At 48.9% G+C, this 17,903-nt stretch carries 17 protein-coding genes; 14 read left to right on the top strand and 3 right to left on the bottom strand.

The genetic code is table 11. From position 1 onward, the window contains the following. Position 1: 1 nt before the first annotated feature. The 5 genes from rpmF to fabG all read left to right on the top strand — a co-directional run bounded on the left by rpmF (position 2) and on the right by fabG (position 4,071). A complete protein-coding gene (gene rpmF, locus ACW73I_RS04130; protein ID WP_458027964.1) occupies positions 2-193 on the top strand; it encodes a 50S ribosomal protein L32 in 192 nt (63 codons plus the stop codon). Between the two features lie 205 nt (positions 194-398). Continuing rightward, a complete protein-coding gene (plsX, locus tag ACW73I_RS04125) occupies positions 399-1,427 on the top strand; it encodes a phosphate acyltransferase PlsX (protein ID WP_458027963.1) in 1,029 nt (342 codons plus the stop codon). Further along, positions 1,424-2,392 (top strand): beta-ketoacyl-ACP synthase III, encoded by a 969-nt coding sequence (locus ACW73I_RS04120; protein WP_458027962.1) that lies wholly within the window; start codon positions 1,424-1,426, stop codon positions 2,390-2,392. The genes plsX and ACW73I_RS04120 overlap by 4 nt, the downstream gene beginning before the upstream one ends. A gap of 7 nt (positions 2,393-2,399) precedes the next feature. Next, on the top strand, positions 2,400-3,350 hold the full coding sequence (gene fabD / locus ACW73I_RS04115; RefSeq protein ID WP_458027961.1) for an ACP S-malonyltransferase: 951 nt from the start codon (positions 2,400-2,402) through the stop codon (positions 3,348-3,350). Next, on the top strand, positions 3,343-4,071 hold the full coding sequence (gene fabG / locus ACW73I_RS04110; protein ID WP_458027960.1) for a 3-oxoacyl-ACP reductase FabG: 729 nt from the start codon (positions 3,343-3,345) through the stop codon (positions 4,069-4,071). The genes fabD and fabG overlap by 8 nt, the downstream gene beginning before the upstream one ends. A gap of 67 nt (positions 4,072-4,138) precedes the next feature. On the opposite strand, the gene ACW73I_RS04105 is transcribed toward fabG, so the two are convergent. After that, a complete protein-coding gene (locus ACW73I_RS04105; RefSeq protein WP_458027959.1) occupies positions 4,139-5,161 on the bottom strand; it encodes a GGDEF domain-containing protein in 1,023 nt (340 codons plus the stop codon). An 830-nt stretch (positions 5,162-5,991) separates the two neighbouring features. Further along, positions 5,992-8,808, bottom strand: a complete 2,817-nt coding sequence (gene uvrA, locus ACW73I_RS04100) for an excinuclease ABC subunit UvrA (RefSeq protein ID WP_458027958.1) — start codon at positions 8,806-8,808, stop codon at positions 5,992-5,994. Between the two features lie 76 nt (positions 8,809-8,884). Between uvrA and ACW73I_RS04095 the strand changes: the two genes are divergently transcribed. Continuing rightward, the gene (locus tag ACW73I_RS04095; protein WP_458027957.1) at positions 8,885-10,270 is read left to right on the top strand and encodes an MFS transporter; all 1,386 of its coding nucleotides are present in this window, start codon (positions 8,885-8,887) and stop codon (positions 10,268-10,270) included. Positions 10,271-10,301: 31 nt separating this feature from the next. Then, the gene (gene ssb / locus ACW73I_RS04090; RefSeq protein ID WP_458027956.1) at positions 10,302-10,760 is read left to right on the top strand and encodes a single-stranded DNA-binding protein; all 459 of its coding nucleotides are present in this window, start codon (positions 10,302-10,304) and stop codon (positions 10,758-10,760) included. Positions 10,761-10,857: 97 nt separating this feature from the next. Here ssb and ACW73I_RS04085 read toward each other — a convergent pair whose 3' ends face one another. Continuing rightward, on the bottom strand, positions 10,858-11,559 hold the full coding sequence (locus ACW73I_RS04085) for a double zinc ribbon domain-containing protein (RefSeq protein WP_458027955.1): 702 nt from the start codon (positions 11,557-11,559) through the stop codon (positions 10,858-10,860). Between the two features lie 55 nt (positions 11,560-11,614). Between ACW73I_RS04085 and bioB the strand changes: the two genes are divergently transcribed. The 7 genes from bioB to coxB all read left to right on the top strand — a co-directional run bounded on the left by bioB (position 11,615) and on the right by coxB (position 17,861). Next, the gene (gene bioB / locus ACW73I_RS04080; RefSeq protein ID WP_458027954.1) at positions 11,615-12,607 is read left to right on the top strand and encodes a biotin synthase BioB; all 993 of its coding nucleotides are present in this window, start codon (positions 11,615-11,617) and stop codon (positions 12,605-12,607) included. Next, on the top strand, positions 12,604-13,764 hold the full coding sequence (gene bioF / locus ACW73I_RS04075) for an 8-amino-7-oxononanoate synthase (RefSeq protein WP_458027953.1): 1,161 nt from the start codon (positions 12,604-12,606) through the stop codon (positions 13,762-13,764). The genes bioB and bioF overlap by 4 nt, the downstream gene beginning before the upstream one ends. Next, entirely contained in the window at positions 13,761-14,522 is a 762-nt protein-coding gene (gene bioH / locus ACW73I_RS04070; protein ID WP_458027952.1) for a pimeloyl-ACP methyl ester esterase BioH, read from the top strand. The genes bioF and bioH overlap by 4 nt, the downstream gene beginning before the upstream one ends. Then, a complete protein-coding gene (gene bioC / locus ACW73I_RS04065) occupies positions 14,519-15,310 on the top strand; it encodes a malonyl-ACP O-methyltransferase BioC (protein WP_458027951.1) in 792 nt (263 codons plus the stop codon). The genes bioH and bioC overlap by 4 nt, the downstream gene beginning before the upstream one ends. A 20-nt stretch (positions 15,311-15,330) precedes the next feature. After that, the gene (gene bioD, locus ACW73I_RS04060; RefSeq protein ID WP_458027950.1) at positions 15,331-15,972 is read left to right on the top strand and encodes a dethiobiotin synthase; all 642 of its coding nucleotides are present in this window, start codon (positions 15,331-15,333) and stop codon (positions 15,970-15,972) included. 91 nt (positions 15,973-16,063) lie between these two features. Continuing rightward, on the top strand, positions 16,064-16,459 hold the full coding sequence (locus ACW73I_RS04055; protein ID WP_458027949.1) for a bacteriohemerythrin: 396 nt from the start codon (positions 16,064-16,066) through the stop codon (positions 16,457-16,459). Positions 16,460-16,724: 265 nt separating this feature from the next. Then, a complete protein-coding gene (coxB, locus tag ACW73I_RS04050; protein ID WP_458027948.1) occupies positions 16,725-17,861 on the top strand; it encodes a cytochrome c oxidase subunit II in 1,137 nt (378 codons plus the stop codon). Positions 17,862-17,903 lie beyond the last annotated feature (42 nt).

The following is a 17,903-nucleotide window of genomic DNA, read 5'->3' as shown; positions in this document are numbered from 1 at the left end:
AATGGCAGTACAACAAAATAGAGTGTCGCGCGCAAGACGCGGTCAACGTCGTTCTCACGATGCATTAACCAGCAAAACTCTAGCTCAAGATCCTTTGACCGGTGAAGTTCATTTACGTCACCACATGACTCCGGATGGCTTTTTTAAAGGCCGTCAAATTATCGCTAGCAACAACGATATCGACGAAGAGTAAGACGCGCTTGTCTGTTTGAAACCGTTGAAAATGGCGCAGTCTTACGATTGAGCTAGAAGCGGTTGTATGGTTTTTTGCTGCTTAGGCTTGCGCGGCTTGCTTCGGTTTCTAACAGCTTTCGGTTTGTTTAGTCTTTAATTCAAAATTGACACGCTTTTTCGACGTGTCTCCTCCTTTTTTAACTTCTAAGGGTTAGGTCCTAAGCGTGAGCTCAACTCTATCGATTGATGCTATGGGTGGGGATTTCGGTCCTCAGGTGACGGTTCCTGCGTCACTAGCCTGTTTAAGAAAAAATCCACGGTTGAAATTGATCATGGTGGGTGATCAAGCAATATTAAACGATATGCTATCTGATGAGATACTTGAGTTTAAAGGTAGGCTCAGTATTCAGCATGCCTCTCAAGTCGTTGAAATGGACGAACCGCCGCAAAAAGCGTTAAAGAATAAAAAAGATTCGTCAATGCGGATAGCTATAAACCTAGTTAAAGACGGTAAGGCCGATGCTTGTGTCAGTGCCGGTAATACAGGCGCCTTGATGGCAACCGCGCGTTTTGTCTTAAAAATGATTCCCGGCATCGAGCGTCCGGCGATTATTTCAACATTGCCTTCGGTTTTTGGACATACCCATATGCTGGATCTGGGCGGAAATGTCGATTCGAGTGCCGAGCATTTGTACCAGTTCGCCGTCATGGGCGAAGAAGTGGTGAAGGCCGTTGAAAACATCGAGCGTCCTCGTGTCGGTTTGCTGAATATCGGCGAAGAAGATATGAAGGGTAATGAACAGGTTAAAGCGGCGGCCAAATTGTTGGAAAATTCCGGCTTAAATTACATCGGATACGTAGAAGGAAATTCCATTAATGCAGGAAGCGTTAAAGTCGATCTGATCGTTTCAGACGGTTTTGTCGGTAATGTGGCGCTGAAATCAATCGAAGGGGCTGCCAAGATGATTGCGGTCAAACTGAAGCAAGCCTTTTCTCGGAATGTGTTTACCAAATTACTTGGCCTTTTGGTTTACCCTGTGTTAAAGATATTTAAGGATAGTATCGATCCGCGACTCTATAACGGGGCCAGTTTTATCGGATTGCGAGGATTGGTGATTAAGAGTCATGGGGGGGCGGATGTTTTGGCTTTTGAAACGGCCATTCATTTGGCGGAACTCGAGGTTGAGAAAGGTGTTATACAAAAAATCAGCGAGAAGATAGAAATGGCTTTGGCACAGAAGGATATCGCATGACTCGCTGGAGCAGGGTTACGGGTACCGGCGGCTATTTGCCCGACACCATTCGAACCAATGACGATATTTCCACGATGGTGGATACCTCCGATAGCTGGATCTACGAGCGTACCGGAATCAAGAGTAGGCGTATCGCCGGGCCGGAGGAAACCTCGGCCAGTATGGCCGAAATCGCTTCGCGCCAAGCGATTGAGATGGCGGATATCGACCCACAGGATATCGATTTAATTATCGTTGCCACCGGGACGCCTGATCGGGTCTATCCGAGTACGGCCTGTCTTCTGCAGGAGCGTTTGGGCATCCGCCGGTGCGTGGCTTTCGATGTGCAGGCCGCTTGCTCCGGGTCCGTATTTGCATTGAGTATTGCCGATCAATATCTGAAAACCGGTTTCAGTAAAAATGTTCTGGTTGTGGGCTCGGAGATTTGCTCGCGTATTGTCGACTGGTCCGATAGAACCACTTGTATTTTGTTCGGTGACGGGGCCGGAGCCATGTTGCTGGCCGCCTCGGATCAGCCAGGCATTCTATCCACTCATATCCATTCCGATGGCGGCTATGAAGATTTGTTGTATTGTCCCAATCCGCAAGTTGCAGCGCTGGCTAATCAAAACGAAGCGGGTTTTATTAACATGCGAGGCAATGAAGTATTCAAAGTCGCTGTTAATACACTTGGACGGATAGTTGATGAGACATTGGACGCTAACGGCTTGAAACAAAGCGATATCGATTGGTTGGTGCCGCATCAGGCTAATACCCGCATTATTGCCGCAACTGCGAAAAAACTGGGCATGTCGATGGAGCAAGTCATCTTAACCTTGGAAAACCAGGGTAATACCTCGTCAGCATCCTGTTTACTTGCGTTTAATGAAGGTGTGCGAGACGGCCGGATTAAAAGAGGTCAAATGGTGCTGATGGAAGCGTTCGGCGCCGGTTTTACCTGGGGTTCAGCCTTAATCAAATATTAAAAGAGCTATGAGCGAACAAATTTATAATTTGAGCTTTGTTTTTCCCGGACAGGGTTCGCAGTCGGTCGGCATGATGTCGAAATTGGCCGCCGAGCACGCAGTGGTTAAACAAACTTTTGAGCAGGCATCCGAAGCGCTGAATTTCGACCTGTGGAATTTGGTTGAAAGCGGGCCGGAAGCCGATTTAAATCAAACTCAAAACACGCAGCCGGCAATGTTGGCGGCCGGCGTGGCCGTTTGGCGCATTTGGAACGAGCAAAGCCCAGTTCTTCCCGGATGGATGGCCGGACACAGTTTGGGCGAGTACACCGCGTTGGTTTGTTCGGGGGCAATTTCATTTGAAGATGCCGTTAAATTGGTGGCCGAGCGCGGTCGCTTAATGCAGGAAGCCGTCCCGGCCGGTACAGGCGCGATGGCTGCCATCATCGGCCTGGAAGATCATCAAGTCGTCAACGCTTGTGCGGAAGTGGCCAAGGATGAGGTTGTCGCCGCAGCGAATTTCAACGCGCCCGGCCAAGTGGTAATCGCCGGCAATACCCCGGCGGTTGAAAGGGCCATGGAGGCATTGAAAGCCTTAGGTGCCAAACGGGCGCTGAAACTCCCGGTCAGTGTGCCTTCGCATTGTTTATTGATGCAGGCGGCTTCCGATAAGCTCGATGAAGTATTACAAGGTATTGAAGTTAATATACCGAATGCCACTCTGATTCATAATGCCGACGTCAAATCGCATGGCTCGCCCGAAGTGATTCGTTTCGTCCTTAAAGAGCAGTTGTTTAAACCGGTGCGTTGGGTGGAAACCGTTAAATTTATGCATGAGCAAGGGGTGAGTACCCTTGTCGAGTGTGGACCTGGTAAGGTATTGATGGGGCTGAACAAGCGTATTGTGCCGGATGCCATTCATCTGGGCATTTACGATCCTGAATCTTTAACCAAAGTATTGGAGCAAGTCCATGGATAAAAAAGTTGCGATTGTGACGGGGGCCAGCCGAGGCATAGGCCGAGCGATTGCCGAAAAATTAATGGCGGACGGTTTTTTTGTGATCGGAACGGCGACGTCCGATAACGGTGCGGATGCTATATCCGCTTATCTGGGCGAGAATGGTAAAGGCTATAAATTGAATGTGGCCGATGCTATGGATATCGAGAACTTCATCAAGATTACCGGCGATGAATACGGCACGCCGGCCGTGTTGGTCAATAACGCCGGTATTACCCGCGATAATTTGCTGATGCGGATGAAAGATGAGGAATGGGAAGACATCATTAACACCAATCTGACTGCGATCTTCCGGATGAGCAAAGCCGTATTGCGCGGTATGATGAAAGCCCGCTACGGACGCATCATCAATATTTCGTCTGTCGTTGGGGCCACCGGTAACGCCGGACAAGCCAACTATGCGGCAGCCAAAGCCGGTATGATAGGTTTTGCCAAGTCGATGGCCAAAGAAGTGGGTTCGCGCGGAATTACGGTCAACACTGTGGCGCCTGGTTTTATCGATACCGACATGACTAAAGAACTGTCGGAAGACATTAAATCGAATTTGTTGAGTTCGATCGCGTTGGGACGATTGGGGCAGCCGGAAGAAATCGCGCATGCCGTGTCTTTTCTAGCTTCCGAGCAGGCTTCGTACATCACCGGCGAAACCTTGCATGTCAATGGCGGCATGTACATGCCTTAATAAATTACTAAATCGCATGGGTTAAATAAACCGGCCGCCGCATTGGCACAGCCGGTTTTTTGTTTTGTTAATGTATCACTTTATTTCGGCCGCTTTCTTTGGCTTGATAGAGAGCCTTATCGGCGCGCATCAGAAAGCTTTCAGCATCGTCACCGGATTGCAATGCGGCAATACCGATTGATATCGTGATCCTCCCTAGCGGGGTATTGTCGGTTTTGCGTACTAGCCGGCTTTTTTCCATTTCAACGCGAATAGTCTCGGAGATGTCGACCGCTTCTAGCTTGGAGGTATTGGGCATGATGATGGCTAATTCCTCGCCGCCATATCGGGCAACATAATGATGGGGTCTGGCATGTTTTTTCATCAGGGACGCTACAAATTTGATCACATTGTCTCCGATGGTATGTCCGTAGGTATCATTAACGCGTTTGAAATGATCGATATCGAGTAATGACAAATAAGTATTGTGATTATTGGATTGCCGGACAACGTCGGTCAAGGTTTGGTCGAAAGCTCGCCGGTTAAGCAGGCCGGTTAAGCCGTCTGTAATCGCGATTTCCCGTACCTTGGCAAGTTCCGAACGCAGCTGTTCCATTTCAGCGTTCGCGTTGTTTAATTGCGATTGCATGGCTTGGCTGGTAACTACAAGCGATTTGGTTTCTTGAATGATTTCTTCCAATATGGTCTGGAGCGATGAAATCTCGGAAATGTTTTCTAAAATCGCTGTTTTTTTCTGAAAGCTGTCGCTGGTTTCTTCGGCTTTATTACAGGTCTCGTTGATATTATTACTTGCCTGATCAATGACCTTTTGAATGCGGAGATTGATTTTTTCAAACGACTCGAAAGAAGCATTGCAGATATGTTGTCCGTAAAGCTGCAGACTGGTATCGCAATCGAATGGTTTTTGTTCATAAAGCAATTGATTGATAGCGCAATTTAAAGCGACGTTATGTCCGGCGACGTAATCATAAAAAATCGCGTAGTTGATCGGATTGGCTGCAATGTGATGTTGGGTCAGCAAAGGTACTATTTTTTTTAAATAACCTGCATTCAGTGTCGGTGAAAAGTCGTAAAGAGGAAGGATGGACATGTTTTGCGTTGCTCTACTGGTCATGGAACAAGATGTATTGTTTTTGCTAGTACGTCGATGCTTGCAGCTCTTGCCGCAATGCCATTTATATGCGACGAACTAATACTATAGAAAGGCCACGTATTGAGCGCACGAGCCTGAAATAATATCAGTGAATCCCCATGTGATATGTTATTTAAATAATGATATTCTAAAAATTCGGATTTTCAACAGAGAAGCGTAACTAGTCGGCTTAGGGATGGAGTTTTTCGAAGCGGGGGAAAGATTCTGAGCGGCATCCTAATTTGTATAGATGAAGACTCTTTATTAGGAGAACTTTGCCGATAGGGCGTCAACAAGGCGCGGGTCGGAGCTTGAACCCCTCGGAGCCTGCCGATTTAAATTCAAATCATTCGGCCTATAGTTATAACCCCAATTGAGGATTCATGACTCTTCATTCAAGTTTAGCCAATCATTCTTATCGATTTCTCTCTAGGAGAGAATTGATTTTTTGCGGGGCTAGTTGCTTATCGCGTATGTCCAGTTTCATCCAATTCTTCGTTTGTATAATTAACTCAATGTCGTAAAGGTAGCTTGGATTTAATTGATACGCGTCGTTAATGTTATTGAAACGCGTCGCTTTTTCGAATTTGTTAAACATCACTTTCACCTAAATCACAGTTTTCTGGCCGGCCATCACGCGCTAGCGGGCGATGGGTTATAGCTGGATCAAGCAAATACGATGCCCGAAGAGTCAAACCTTTGTCTATGTATCTCACAGGGCTTGTCAGTATCGGTAGATTGTCCGATTTGTCATTCGATGCTGTCGCTGGTGTCAGAGCTGTCCTTGATCATTTAAAGAAACGCCGTAAATAAATGCCCGTATACGACTTGTCATGTCGGGCAATGTCTGCGGGCGTACCTTCGGCGACCACAGTGCCGCCACCATTGCCGCCTTCCGGTCCCATATCGACTACCCAGTCGGCAGTTTTAATGACGTCCAGGTTATGTTCAATGACGATCAGCGTATTGCCGTGATCGCGAAGGGTGTGCAGTACGCTTAACAACTGTTTGATGTCGTGAAAATGCAAGCCCGTGGTGGGCTCGTCCAATATATAGAGTGTCTTGCCCGTATCGCGTTTGGAAAGCTCTTTCGCTAATTTTACCCGCTGCGCCTCGCCGCCCGATAAGGTGATCGCATTTTGCCCCAGTGTGATGTAACTCAAGCCGACATCGATAAGCGTTTGTAATTTCCGCGCCAAACTCGGGACGGCCGCGAAAAACTGCGAGGCATCTTCTACGGTCATCTCAAGTACTTCGTGTATCGTTTTGCCTTTATATCGGATTTCCAGCGTTTCGCGGTTGTATCGCTTGCCGTGGCAGACATCGCAGGGTACGAAGATATCCGGCAGAAAATGCATTTCCACCTTGATCACGCCGTCACCGGTGCAGGCCTCGCAGCGGCCGCCCTTTACGTTAAAACTAAAACGGCCCGGTGTATATCCGCGGGAGCGGGCCTCGGGAACCGCCGAGAACAATTCGCGTATTGGCGTGAAAATGCCTGTGTAAGTAGCCGGGTTCGACCTTGGCGTGCGGCCGATGGGGCTTTGATCGATGTCGATGACTTTGTCGAAGTTTTCTAAACCGGTGATGGTTTCGCACGGCGCCGGAATGCAGTTGGCGCCGTTAAGCAAACGTGCGGCATGTCTATAAAGCGTATCATTGATAAGCGTCGACTTTCCTGAACCGGATACGCCGGTTACGCAAGTAAAAAGACCAACCGGGAAGTCAACCGTCACGTTGTTAAGATTGTTACCGCTTGCTTTGTGAAGAGTCAATTGCCGATTGGCGTCAGGAGCGGTCGGTTTTTTCGGTACTTCAATAGCCTGCTGGCCGGATAAATATTGCCCGGTCAGCGAAGCGGAGTTGTTTCGAATCTGTTCCGGCGTGCCTTGCGCCACGATCTCGCCGCCGTGCACGCCGGCACCCGGGCCGATATCGACGACGTGATCGGCCGCGGAGATGGCGTCTTCGTCGTGTTCAACGACGATGACGGTATTGCCAAGGTCGCGGAGTCGAAACAATGTGTTTAATAAACGCTGGTTATCGCGCTGATGTAAACCGATAGAAGGCTCATCCAACACGTACATTACCCCGACCAGTCCGGCGCCGATTTGACTAGCCAGCCGGATGCGCTGGGCTTCGCCACCCGATAGAGTGTCCGCGCTGCGGTCCAGCGTCAGATAATCCAGACCGACGTTAACCAAAAACTCCAAGCGTTCCTGAATTTCCTTGTTGATTTTCGCGGCGATTTCGCCACGATGCCCGGGAATCGCTAGCTGTTGGAAAAATGCTAATGTCTGTTTAATCGGTAGCGAGGTTAGATGATGTAACGGCTGCTCTTCGACATATACATGGCGTGCACCCAAATTTAGCCGTGCGCCGTTGCAATCGGTGCAAATTTGCTGAGCTAAATACTTCGACAACTCTTCGCGGACCATTTGCGAGTCGGTTTCCCGGTAACGCCGTTCCATATTCGGAATAATACCTTCGAATGGGTAATGGCTGGTTCTCGCTTTACCGTCACCCATCTGCAGGCGAAAGCTAATCGATTCGTCGCCGCTGCCGTACAAAATGATGGCCTGTATTTTCTTGGGGATTTGTGAAAACGGCAGTTCCGGGTCGAAACCATAGTGTTCCGCTAGAGCGCAAATAATTTGGTAATAATACGCGTTGCGTCTGTCCCATCCGCGCACAGCACCGCCAGCCAAGCTGATTTCGGCGTTATGTACCACCAGCTGCGGATCGAAATGCTGGCGTACCCCGAGGCCATCGCAGCTAGGACAGGCGCCTTTGGGGTTGTTGAATGAAAAAATGCGGGGCTCCAGCTCAGTTAAACTGTAACCGCAGTGCGGGCAAGCATAGCGTTCCGAAAACAGCATTTCTTCGCTGTTTTCCATGGAAGCGGCAATCGCCAGGCCGTCGGATAACCGTAATGCGGTTTCAAAAGATTCCGCCAGTCGTATTGCAAGATCGTCGCGAATCTTAAAGCGGTCGACGATGACCTCTATGGTATGCTTCTTTTTCAAATCCAGTGTGGGGGGCTCGTCTAACTCATAGACTTCGCCGTCGATGCGGGCACGCAAAAAGCCTTGCGCTTTCAGGTCTTCCAGTAACAAGACATGCTCACCCTTGCGATCGTTAACCACAGGCGCGAGTAGCATCCAGCGTTCGCCTTCGGCTTGACTTAATACTTGATCGACCATTTGGCTGATGGTTTGGGCTTGTAGCGATACCCCATGTTCCGGGCAACGCGGGATGCCGACGCGGGCGTACAGCAGTCGCAAATAATCGTAAATCTCGGTGATGGTGCCGACCGTCGAGCGCGGATTGTGAGACGTGGACTTTTGTTCGATCGAAATCGCGGGTGATAAACCTTCGATATGGTCGACATCCGGTTTTTCCATCATCGACAGGAACTGGCGAGCGTAGGCCGACAGTGATTCCACATAACGGCGCTGACCTTCCGCGTAAATCGTGTCGAAGGCGAGCGAGGATTTGCCGGAACCCGACAGGCCGGTGATCACGATCAATTTGTCCCGGGGTAGTTCGAGGTCGATATTTTTGAGATTATGGGTGCGGGCGCCGCGAATACTAATGGTGTCCACTGTATGAATTCCTGCATCTTAAAGAACCTGATACTATACGTGGCTTTCATAATTTAACGCAAAGGGGAGTTGAGGTTTGACACAGGTTCAGGATGTTTCCGGCGCAATGACGTCCATGGAGAAGCGCGCCACTGTATCGTTGGCAAGCATCTATTCATTGCGCATGATGGGTTTGTTCATGTTGTTGCCGGTATTGTCGCTGTTTACCGAGCAAATGCCGGGAGCAACCCCTAAATTGGTGGGTTTGACGATGGGAATTTACGGTCTGACCCAAGCGGTATTGCAAATTCCATTTGGCCTATTGTCGGATAGATTCAATCGCAAGGGAGTGATCGTTATCGGTTTGGTGTTGTTTTTGGCCGGTAGCGTTGTGGCCGCATTGGCAAGCGATATATATGGCATTCTGATAGGCCGTGCCTTGCAAGGTTGCGGTGCGGTTTCCGCGGCCGTGATGGCTTTGCTTGCCGACCTGACTCAAGAGGTCAACCGGACCAAGGCCATGGCAATGATTGGCGCCAGTATCGGCGTATCCTTTGGAGTGGCGATGACAATAGGCCCCATGATTGCGCATCATTTCGGTATTGCCGGTATTTTCTGGTTGATTGCGATTTTGTCCGCGATGGCCGTATTGGTCATCTTATTCGTCGTTCCGAATCCAAAGAAAATTACCATACATCGCGACGCCGAATATATACCATCAGAGCTAAGTTCGGTTATCAAAAACGCGGATTTGTTACGGCTGAATTACGGAATTTTTGCACTGCATTTGATTTTGATGGCCAGTTTCGTCGTGGTTCCGCTTTTGATGCGCGATGCCGGCCTAGGTGCCGGCAAACATTGGCAAGTCTACCTGCCCGTGCTAGTGACCTCGATGGCAGCGATTATTCCATTTGTGATCATCGCCGAGAAAAAACGGAAAATGAAGGGGGTTTTTATCGGCGCGGTTGCATCCATAGTTGTCGCTAATTTAGGCTTTATGTTGTCGCACGAGCATTTGTTCGGCTTGATAGCTTGTTTGTGGATTTTTTTTGCCGGCTTTAATTTATTGGAAGCGACCTTGCCGTCGTTGATTTCCAAAACCGCACCGGGCGATTTGAAAGGTACCGCAATGGGGATTTACTCCAGTTCGCAATTTCTCGGTGCGTTTCTTGGCGGCGCGAGTGGTGGTTGGTTATACGGTGAATTCGGCGCAAGTTCCGTGTTCGTGTTTTCGGCGGCAGTCGCCGCTAGTTGGGTTTTGATTGCTTTGTTCATGTCGACGCCGCGTTATCTGGCGAATTTATTAGTTTCATTGCAAACCGTTAAGCCGGCGCGGGGAGCGGAGTTTTCCAAGGCGCTGTTGGCCATTAACGGCGTTGAAGAGGTACGGCTGCATTTCGAAGAAAGTACCGCTTATCTAAAGGTCGATAGCCAGGTCCTCAACAAGAACGAACTGAATATCTTTTTAAAGCAGTGGCAATAAGCCGCCGCTTGAGTTTTATACGGAGACTATTATGTTAAACAAAGTCATGCTGATCGGGAATCTTGGCGCCGACCCTGAAATTCGCTATATGCCAAGTGGCGATCCGATCGCCACTATCCGCTTGGCTACCACGCGACGCTGGCGAGACCGAAATACCAACGAACGTAGAGAAGAAACCGAGTGGCATCGCGTGGTTTTTTTCGGCGGATTAGCGAAAACAGTCGGTGAATATCTGAAAAAAGGCAGTCAAGTCTACGTCGAGGGACGTATTCGCACGCAAAAATGGCAAGGCCAGGACGGCCAGGACAGGTACACTACCGAAATTGTCGCCGAAAACATGAATATGCTCGGCAGTCGTAGCGGCGGCACGGCAAGCTATTCGGATAGTACGCCCCCGGCCGGCAGTTATGATAACCGCTCATCCGCGCCGCCAGCCCCGCAGTCAACGCCGGCATCGTATGACGACTTTGATGACGATATTCCGTTCTAGAGGTCACCTTAAAGAATAATGTAAAATGTAACGATTGTTCGTTATGAGTAAAACTGAAAGCCCCGTATATCGGGGCTTTTTTGTTCTGTTTGAGATTTCAGGCCCGAGCGCAGACCCAGACGTCAACTCGCTCTACACCATGCCGTTTTAATGTTTGTGTTAGGGCTTCGGCCGTTGCGCCGGTAGTCATGACATCGTCAACAATGGCGATATGCCGATAGTTGATCGGTTGAATTATCGAAAAGGCATTTCTGATGTTTTTTCTGCGTTGGTTCGCCGGTAATTCGGTTTGATGTTTGGTGTCTTTATGTCGAATGCAACTGTTTAATTCCAGCGGAATGCCTAACCGTTTTGAAACGTGCCTGGCGATTTCTATCGATTGATTAAATCCACGTTGCTGGTAGCGATTTCGATGTAAAGGGATAGGAATCATACATTCCGGTAATTCGGCTGTTTCAGCGAGATAATTCGCCAATAAGCTGCCTAAAAGGCGGGCGTGTTTGTAGTGTCGCTTGAATTTTAATCGAGTGATTAAAAAACGCATTACATCGTCATACAAAAAAGGCGCATGGGTTTCATCGAAGCTGGGCGTTTTTTGTAGGCAGCGGCCGCAAAGCTGCGGCAAGTCGATCTCCGTTTCAAAATGTTCGCCGCAGCGATAGCAACAGGAATGATTTCCGGTTAAGTCGTCAAAGCAAGCTTGACAGAGATCCATTCCGCCGAACCCGGGTTGTCCGCATAAGATACAGCGTGGCGGCAGCCATTTATTCTGTATAATATTCAGCCAGTCGTTTACCATAAAACGTTTATCAGGTTGATAAGTGCGTTAGCCCGCAAAGTTGGAGAGTATCAGAATGTCCGTAAGCTCGGAACAAATTAAATTTGAAGCGCCTTTACGTCACGATTGGCGGTTGGCTGAAGCGGAAGCCTTGTTTGCCATGCCGTTTAACGACTTGTTGTTCAAGGCTCAAGCAGTGCATAGATTGTATTTTGATCCGAATGAGATTCAGATTAGCAGCCTGTTGAGTATTAAAACCGGTTCGTGTTCGGAAGACTGCGGTTATTGCCCGCAAAGCGCGCGTTACGATTCCGATTTGCATCCGGAAGCTTTAATGCCGATCGATACAGTGTTAAAAGCCGCGCAACAAGCCAAACAGCAGGGCGCTTCGCGATTCTGCATGGGCGCTGCCTGGCGCAGTCCAAAAGATAGGGACATCGAGCGTGTTGTGGAAATGGTAAAAGGCGTCAAGGCGTTAGGTATGGAAACCTGCGCCACGCTGGGCATGTTGACCGATAAGCAGACTCAAGCCTTGAAAGAAGGGGGGTTGGATTACTACAACCATAACCTGGACACCTCTGAAGATTATTATTCAGAAATCATCTCCACCCGCACTTACCAAGATCGCTTGGACACGCTCGAACGCGTGCGCGATGCGGGTATTAATGTATGTTGCGGCGGCATCGTCGGCATGGGCGAATCTCAAATGGACCGATCTAAGTTGTTAATACAGTTGGCCAATTTGCCCAAGCATCCGGAAAGTGTGCCCATCAATATGCTGGTTCAGGTCGAAGGTACGCCGTTGCACGGCACCGAAAGGCTGGATCCTTTGGAATTTGTGCGGACTATTGCCGCGGCACGTATCATGATGCCGAAATCGCGGGTGCGTCTGTCGGCGGGGCGTAAGGATATGAGCGACGAAATGCAGGCTCTGTGTTTCCTGGCTGGCGCCAATTCAATTTTTTACGGCGACAAGTTGCTGACTACGGATAATCCGTTGACCAATCACGATAAACAATTGTTTGATCGTTTGGGCCTAAATATGGGTGGTTCTAGCTACGCTCGATGAGCAACGGATTTTATGATTTTGCCGACCGACTCGAACAGCTAAAGCATCAAGGTCTGTATCGAAAACGTCGGATCGTCGATGGCGCTCAAGGTGTCGATTTGAATGTCGACTGTCAATCGGTCGTTAATTTCTGCAGTAATGATTACCTGGGTTTAGCCAATCATCCCGAAGTGGTCGCAACGTTTCAACGGGCCGCCGATCGATATGGGGTCGGTAGCGGTTCTGCGCACCTGATCTGTGGACATAGCAGTGCCCACCATGCCCTGGAAGAAGAGTTGGCCGAATTTACCGGGCGGGAACGTGCGCTATTGTTTTCTACAGGATATATGGCCAATCTTGGTGTGATATCGGCGTTGGTCGGGCGAACTGATAGGGTGCTGGAAGACAGGCTAAACCACGCGTCTCTGTTAGACGGCGGTTTGTTGTCACGCGCGCAATTTAAACGCTTTGGTCATGGCGACATGCATCACTTGCAAGGGCTGTTGGCGGAATTTGTTGGCAGGGCTTTGATCGCCAGCGATGGCGTGTTCAGTATGGATGGCGATCTTGCGGATTTGCCGCGCATTTCGGCATTGGCGAAGCAATACCAGGCCGGGTTGATGATAGACGATGCGCATGGGTTTGGCGTGTTGGGAGCAAACGGCGGCGGCATCGTGGAGCATTACGGTTTGAGTCACGATGATGTGCCGATCTTGATCGGAACTTTAGGCAAAGCTTTCGGCACGTTTGGCGCGTTTGTGGTTGGCTCCGAGGAGTTGATCGAGTTCTTGCTTCAAAAGGCCCGAACCTATGTGTTTACCACTGCGTTGCCGCCGGCTGTGGCCGAGGCTACACGCGTCAGTTTGCGCTTGTTGCAAAGCCAAAGTTGGCGCCGCGATAAATTGAAATGTCTAGTCCAACGTTTTCGCTCGGGTGCTGCGCAACTGGGTCTGCAGTTGGCGGAATCATCTACGGCAATTCAGCCGATACTGCTTGGTGATAGCCAAAAGGCTTTGTCCGTCAGTCTTGCATTATTAGAGCGAGGCTTTTGGGTCAGTGCGATTCGGCCACCGACCGTGCCGGCTGGAACTGCACGCTTACGCGTCACTTTGTCTGCCGGGCATGAGTTTGATCAAGTGGACGCATTGCTGGATGCCTTGGATAGGGTGGCGATGTGAGCCGAATTCATATGGAAGTCTACGGCCAAGGCAAGCCGTTGGTCCTGATACACGGCTGGGCCATGCATAGCGGGGTTTGGCGTGATTTTGCCCAACGATTGGCGCGGCATTGCCAGGTGATTTGCGTTGATTTGCCTGGGCATGGGCGCAGTGACGAGATTGGATCGTTTACACTCGAATCCGTCCGCGACGCGCTGCTTCAATCGCTCCCGTTCGAACGCTTTAATTTGCTGGGTTGGTCCTTGGGCGCAACGGCGGCAATGGCGATGGCCGAACATGCGCCGGAACGTGTTTATAATTTGTTGGTGCTGGCAGGTAATCCCCGTTTTTTAAAGAGCGACGACTGGCCGGGTGTTAAACCGGAAATATTGGATGGCTTTGTTGAATCCTTAAACGCCGACGTGGCGCAGACGTTGATCCGGTTTTTGGCGTTACAAGTCAATGGCGTGGCGCACGGAAAACAACTTTTGCAAACGCTCAAGAAAGCGGTTCAAGCCTGTCCGGCGCCTCGATCTGAAATCTTGCAAGCCGGTTTGGAAATATTAAAAACCAGCGATCTGCGCGATTTTATTCTGCGCAATCACTTACCGGTCAAGGTGATTGTCGGCGATAGAGATACGCTGATACCTTTAGCCACTGTCCGGCGAATACGGGAAATCAATCCCAAAATCGAGGTGGAGATACTCGAATCGGCGGGACATGCTCCGTTTTTATCCCATCCGGAGCAATTAATCGCAATAATCATCGATACCTTATGACGATGATAGTGTTTCCGGATAAGACCAAGGTTCGGCGCTCGTTTTCGTCTGCGGCTCGAAGTTACGACGATATGGCAGAACTGCAAAGACGGGTAGGATTGGAACTGCTTAAACGATTTCCGTTAGATGAAGGATCCGGCGTATTGCTCGACCTTGGCTGCGGTACCGGTTTTCTGAGCAATCAGTTGGCAATGCGTGTTACCGATCAACGCTTAATCGCATTGGATTTAGCATTTCCCATGTTACAAACCTGTCGCTGTAATTACCCGAATATGGCAGCCCGATTTGTGTGTGCGGATGCCGAGAGTTTGCCGTTTTCAGCGGGAAGCGTCGCTCAAATATATTCCAATCTGGCATTGCAATGGGTGCAGGATTTAGCCGCGACTCTGGCTGGCTTTAAAGATGTATTAAAACGGAATGGGCGTCTGGTATTTGCTATATTTGGGCCTGAAACGTTGGCCGAATTAAAGTCCGCCTGGGCTGCAGTCGATAATTACATCCATGTCAATACCTTTTATGATACCGAGGCAATTGAAGGTTTTTTAGAGCTCGCAGGGTTTCGTAATATTTGTTGTGAAAGGGTTGTTTATAAATCCAGGTATCCCTCAGTTGTGAGCTTGATGCGGGAGTTGAAAGGAATAGGCGCTCATAATGTCAATCGCGGGCGCAATCCTAAGCCGACCACGAAGATCCGATTACAAAAAATGATCGATTGTTATGAGGCTCAAATGTCTGACCGACATATCATGGCTAGTTACGAAATTATCTTTGTTAAAGCGGAAAGCTAAGGATGAGAGCAGGATATTTTGTGACGGGTACCGATACCAACGTCGGCAAGACGTGGGCAAGTGTCGCGATAATGCGCGCTTTGCAAGCGCAAGGCCGGACTGTAACCGGAATGAAGCCGGTGGCGGCTGGCTGTGAATGGTCGCAAGGGGGCTGGAAAAACGGCGACGCTTTATTATTTCAGCAATACTCTTCGTTGGCGTTCGATTACAAACGGATCAACCCGTACGCGTTTGAAAAACCGGTTTCACCTCATATCGCCTGCGGGAATGTCGAAGTGAGCGCCGACCTGATCTTGCGTGCGTTCGGCGATTTGCAGGTCAGAAGTGATTGTGTCGTGGTGGAAGGCGCCGGAGGATGGCTGTCTCCGCTCGGTCGCGACTTGGATAATGCGGCGTTAGCGAAATTGCTTGAAATACCCATTATTTTAGTCGTTGGTATGCGTTTAGGATGTATTAATCATGCGCGTTTAACCGCTCAGGCAATACGTCAGGCCGAACTGCCTATTGCCGGTTGGTTGGCAGTGCAGTCGGACCCCGATATGACCGAGGTTCACGCCAATCTGGATTTTTTACGAAACGGCTTAAACGCTCCGTTATTGGGGGTGTTGCCAAATCTCGAATCGCCCGACTTTGGTCAGTTGGCTAGCCGCATCAAAATCTAAATCTGGCAGTTTATTGATTCATATCAAAAATTAACCCTATTGAAACTATGACAATGCCGGCTCCATTAAAACAATAATTTGGAGGTACGTTATGGCATTAATCACTTGGACTGCTGAACAGTTTGGCACAAACGTCGGTTTCGCTGATGAAGAACATAAAACGTTATTTGGCTTGTTGAACAAATTGTACGACGAAGCAACCGGCGGCGCTGAACGGGCGACTGTAGGCGCTTCTTTGGACGCACTGATCGCTTATGTTGTAGATCATTTCGCTCATGAAGAAAAGGAAATGCAAGCGGTGGGTTATAACGGCTACGACAAGCATAAAGCGGAGCATGAAGCGCTAATCGGTATTTGTGCGGATTTGCAGAAAAAGTTTCATGCCGGCGAAGCCGATGTTACAGAAGAGGTGGGGCAAATGGTTAAAGGATGGCTGGATAATCATATTCCAACTTACGACAAGGCTTATGGTGCAGTGCTGAGTTAAGCAGTTCTATATATTTTTAAAGTAAAAAGATAGTTTTATATCAGGAAATAAAGGCCTGCGAATAGTATGTTCGCGGGCCTTTTTTGTGTAGTCTGACATGTTGGAAGAAGCTCTTCTGGTTTAGCGAACAGTCATAGGTTAGAATTATCCGGTTTTTTGTGATAGATATCGGTAAAGGGAAGAGTTGTCTGTGTGGTTGCAGGCCGCAAAATTACAATAAGATATACGCATACAAGTTTATTACTACAATCGAGGAGGCTGCTCCGTGAAGAAAACAAAGCAACTGCTCGCGTGTTTAGTTTTGATGGCCGTTGGCCTGGGGACTGCGCACGCGGACTACACTCTTAACTTGGTACAAGGGGTGACGCAACTCAGTCATGAGTTGTATGACCTGCACATGCTCATCCTGTGGATATGCGTTTTTATCGGCATTGCAGTGTTCGGTACCATGTTCTATTCGATTTATCATCATCGTAAATCAAAAGGACATAAAGCGGCCTCATTTCATGAAAATACTACCGTAGAGATAGTATGGACCATCATTCCGACTTTGATATTAATCGGCATGGCCGTTCCAGCGACTAAAGCCGTCATTGATCTGGATAAAGTAGAAGAGTCCGACATGAGTATCAAAGTTACCGGTAAGCAATGGTACTGGGACTATGAATATTTAGATAACGGCATTCATTTCGAAAGTCATTTGGATGAGGCTAGCGAAAAAGTACACCGTGTCAGCACGATGGACCCACGGTCGGTACCAAATTATTTGTTGAACGTGGATAATCCATTGGTTATTCCGACCAAAAAGAAAGTTCGCTTTTTATTCACCGCCGCAGACGTGATCCACTCTTGGTGGGTGCCTGATTTGGGTTGGAAAAAAGATGCTAATCCCGGTTTTATCAACGAAGCCTGGACATACGTGGAAAATCCAGGGACTTATCGGGGCCAATGCACTGAGTTGTGTGGTCGTGACCACGGCTTCATGCCTATCGTTGTGATTGCGATGGAACAAGAACAATATGATGCCTGGGTCAAAGACGCGTTGGCTAAACAAAATCAAGAGCCTGATTTAAGCAATCAAACCCGGTCTTCGTTGATCGCTAAAGGTGAATCGGTTTACCTAAAAAACTGCGTGGCCTGCCATCAAATTGACGGAAAGGGTGTCGACGGTTGGTACCCGCCGCTTAGAGACAGCGCTAAAGTGACCGGCAATATGGATCAACTGATCGGCTTTATCCAAGCGGGAACCAGCAAAATGCCTTCTTTCCGCAAACTGCCGGATGACCAATTGGCGGAACTGATCACCTATATCCGTAACTCGCCCGATATTGGTAATAGCGTGGGCGATGAAATTCAACCCGACCAAATCACTCCTAAATGGGATGACGATGACGATGAGTAAGAAAATTATTTTATCGTTTAACGCATTCTCCAATTTTTGTTG

The sequence above is a fragment of the Methylomonas sp. MgM2 genome (assembly GCF_054172045.1).
Note: the sequence above shows the minus strand (reverse complement) of the source record. Positions and strands in the feature narration are given on the sequence as shown.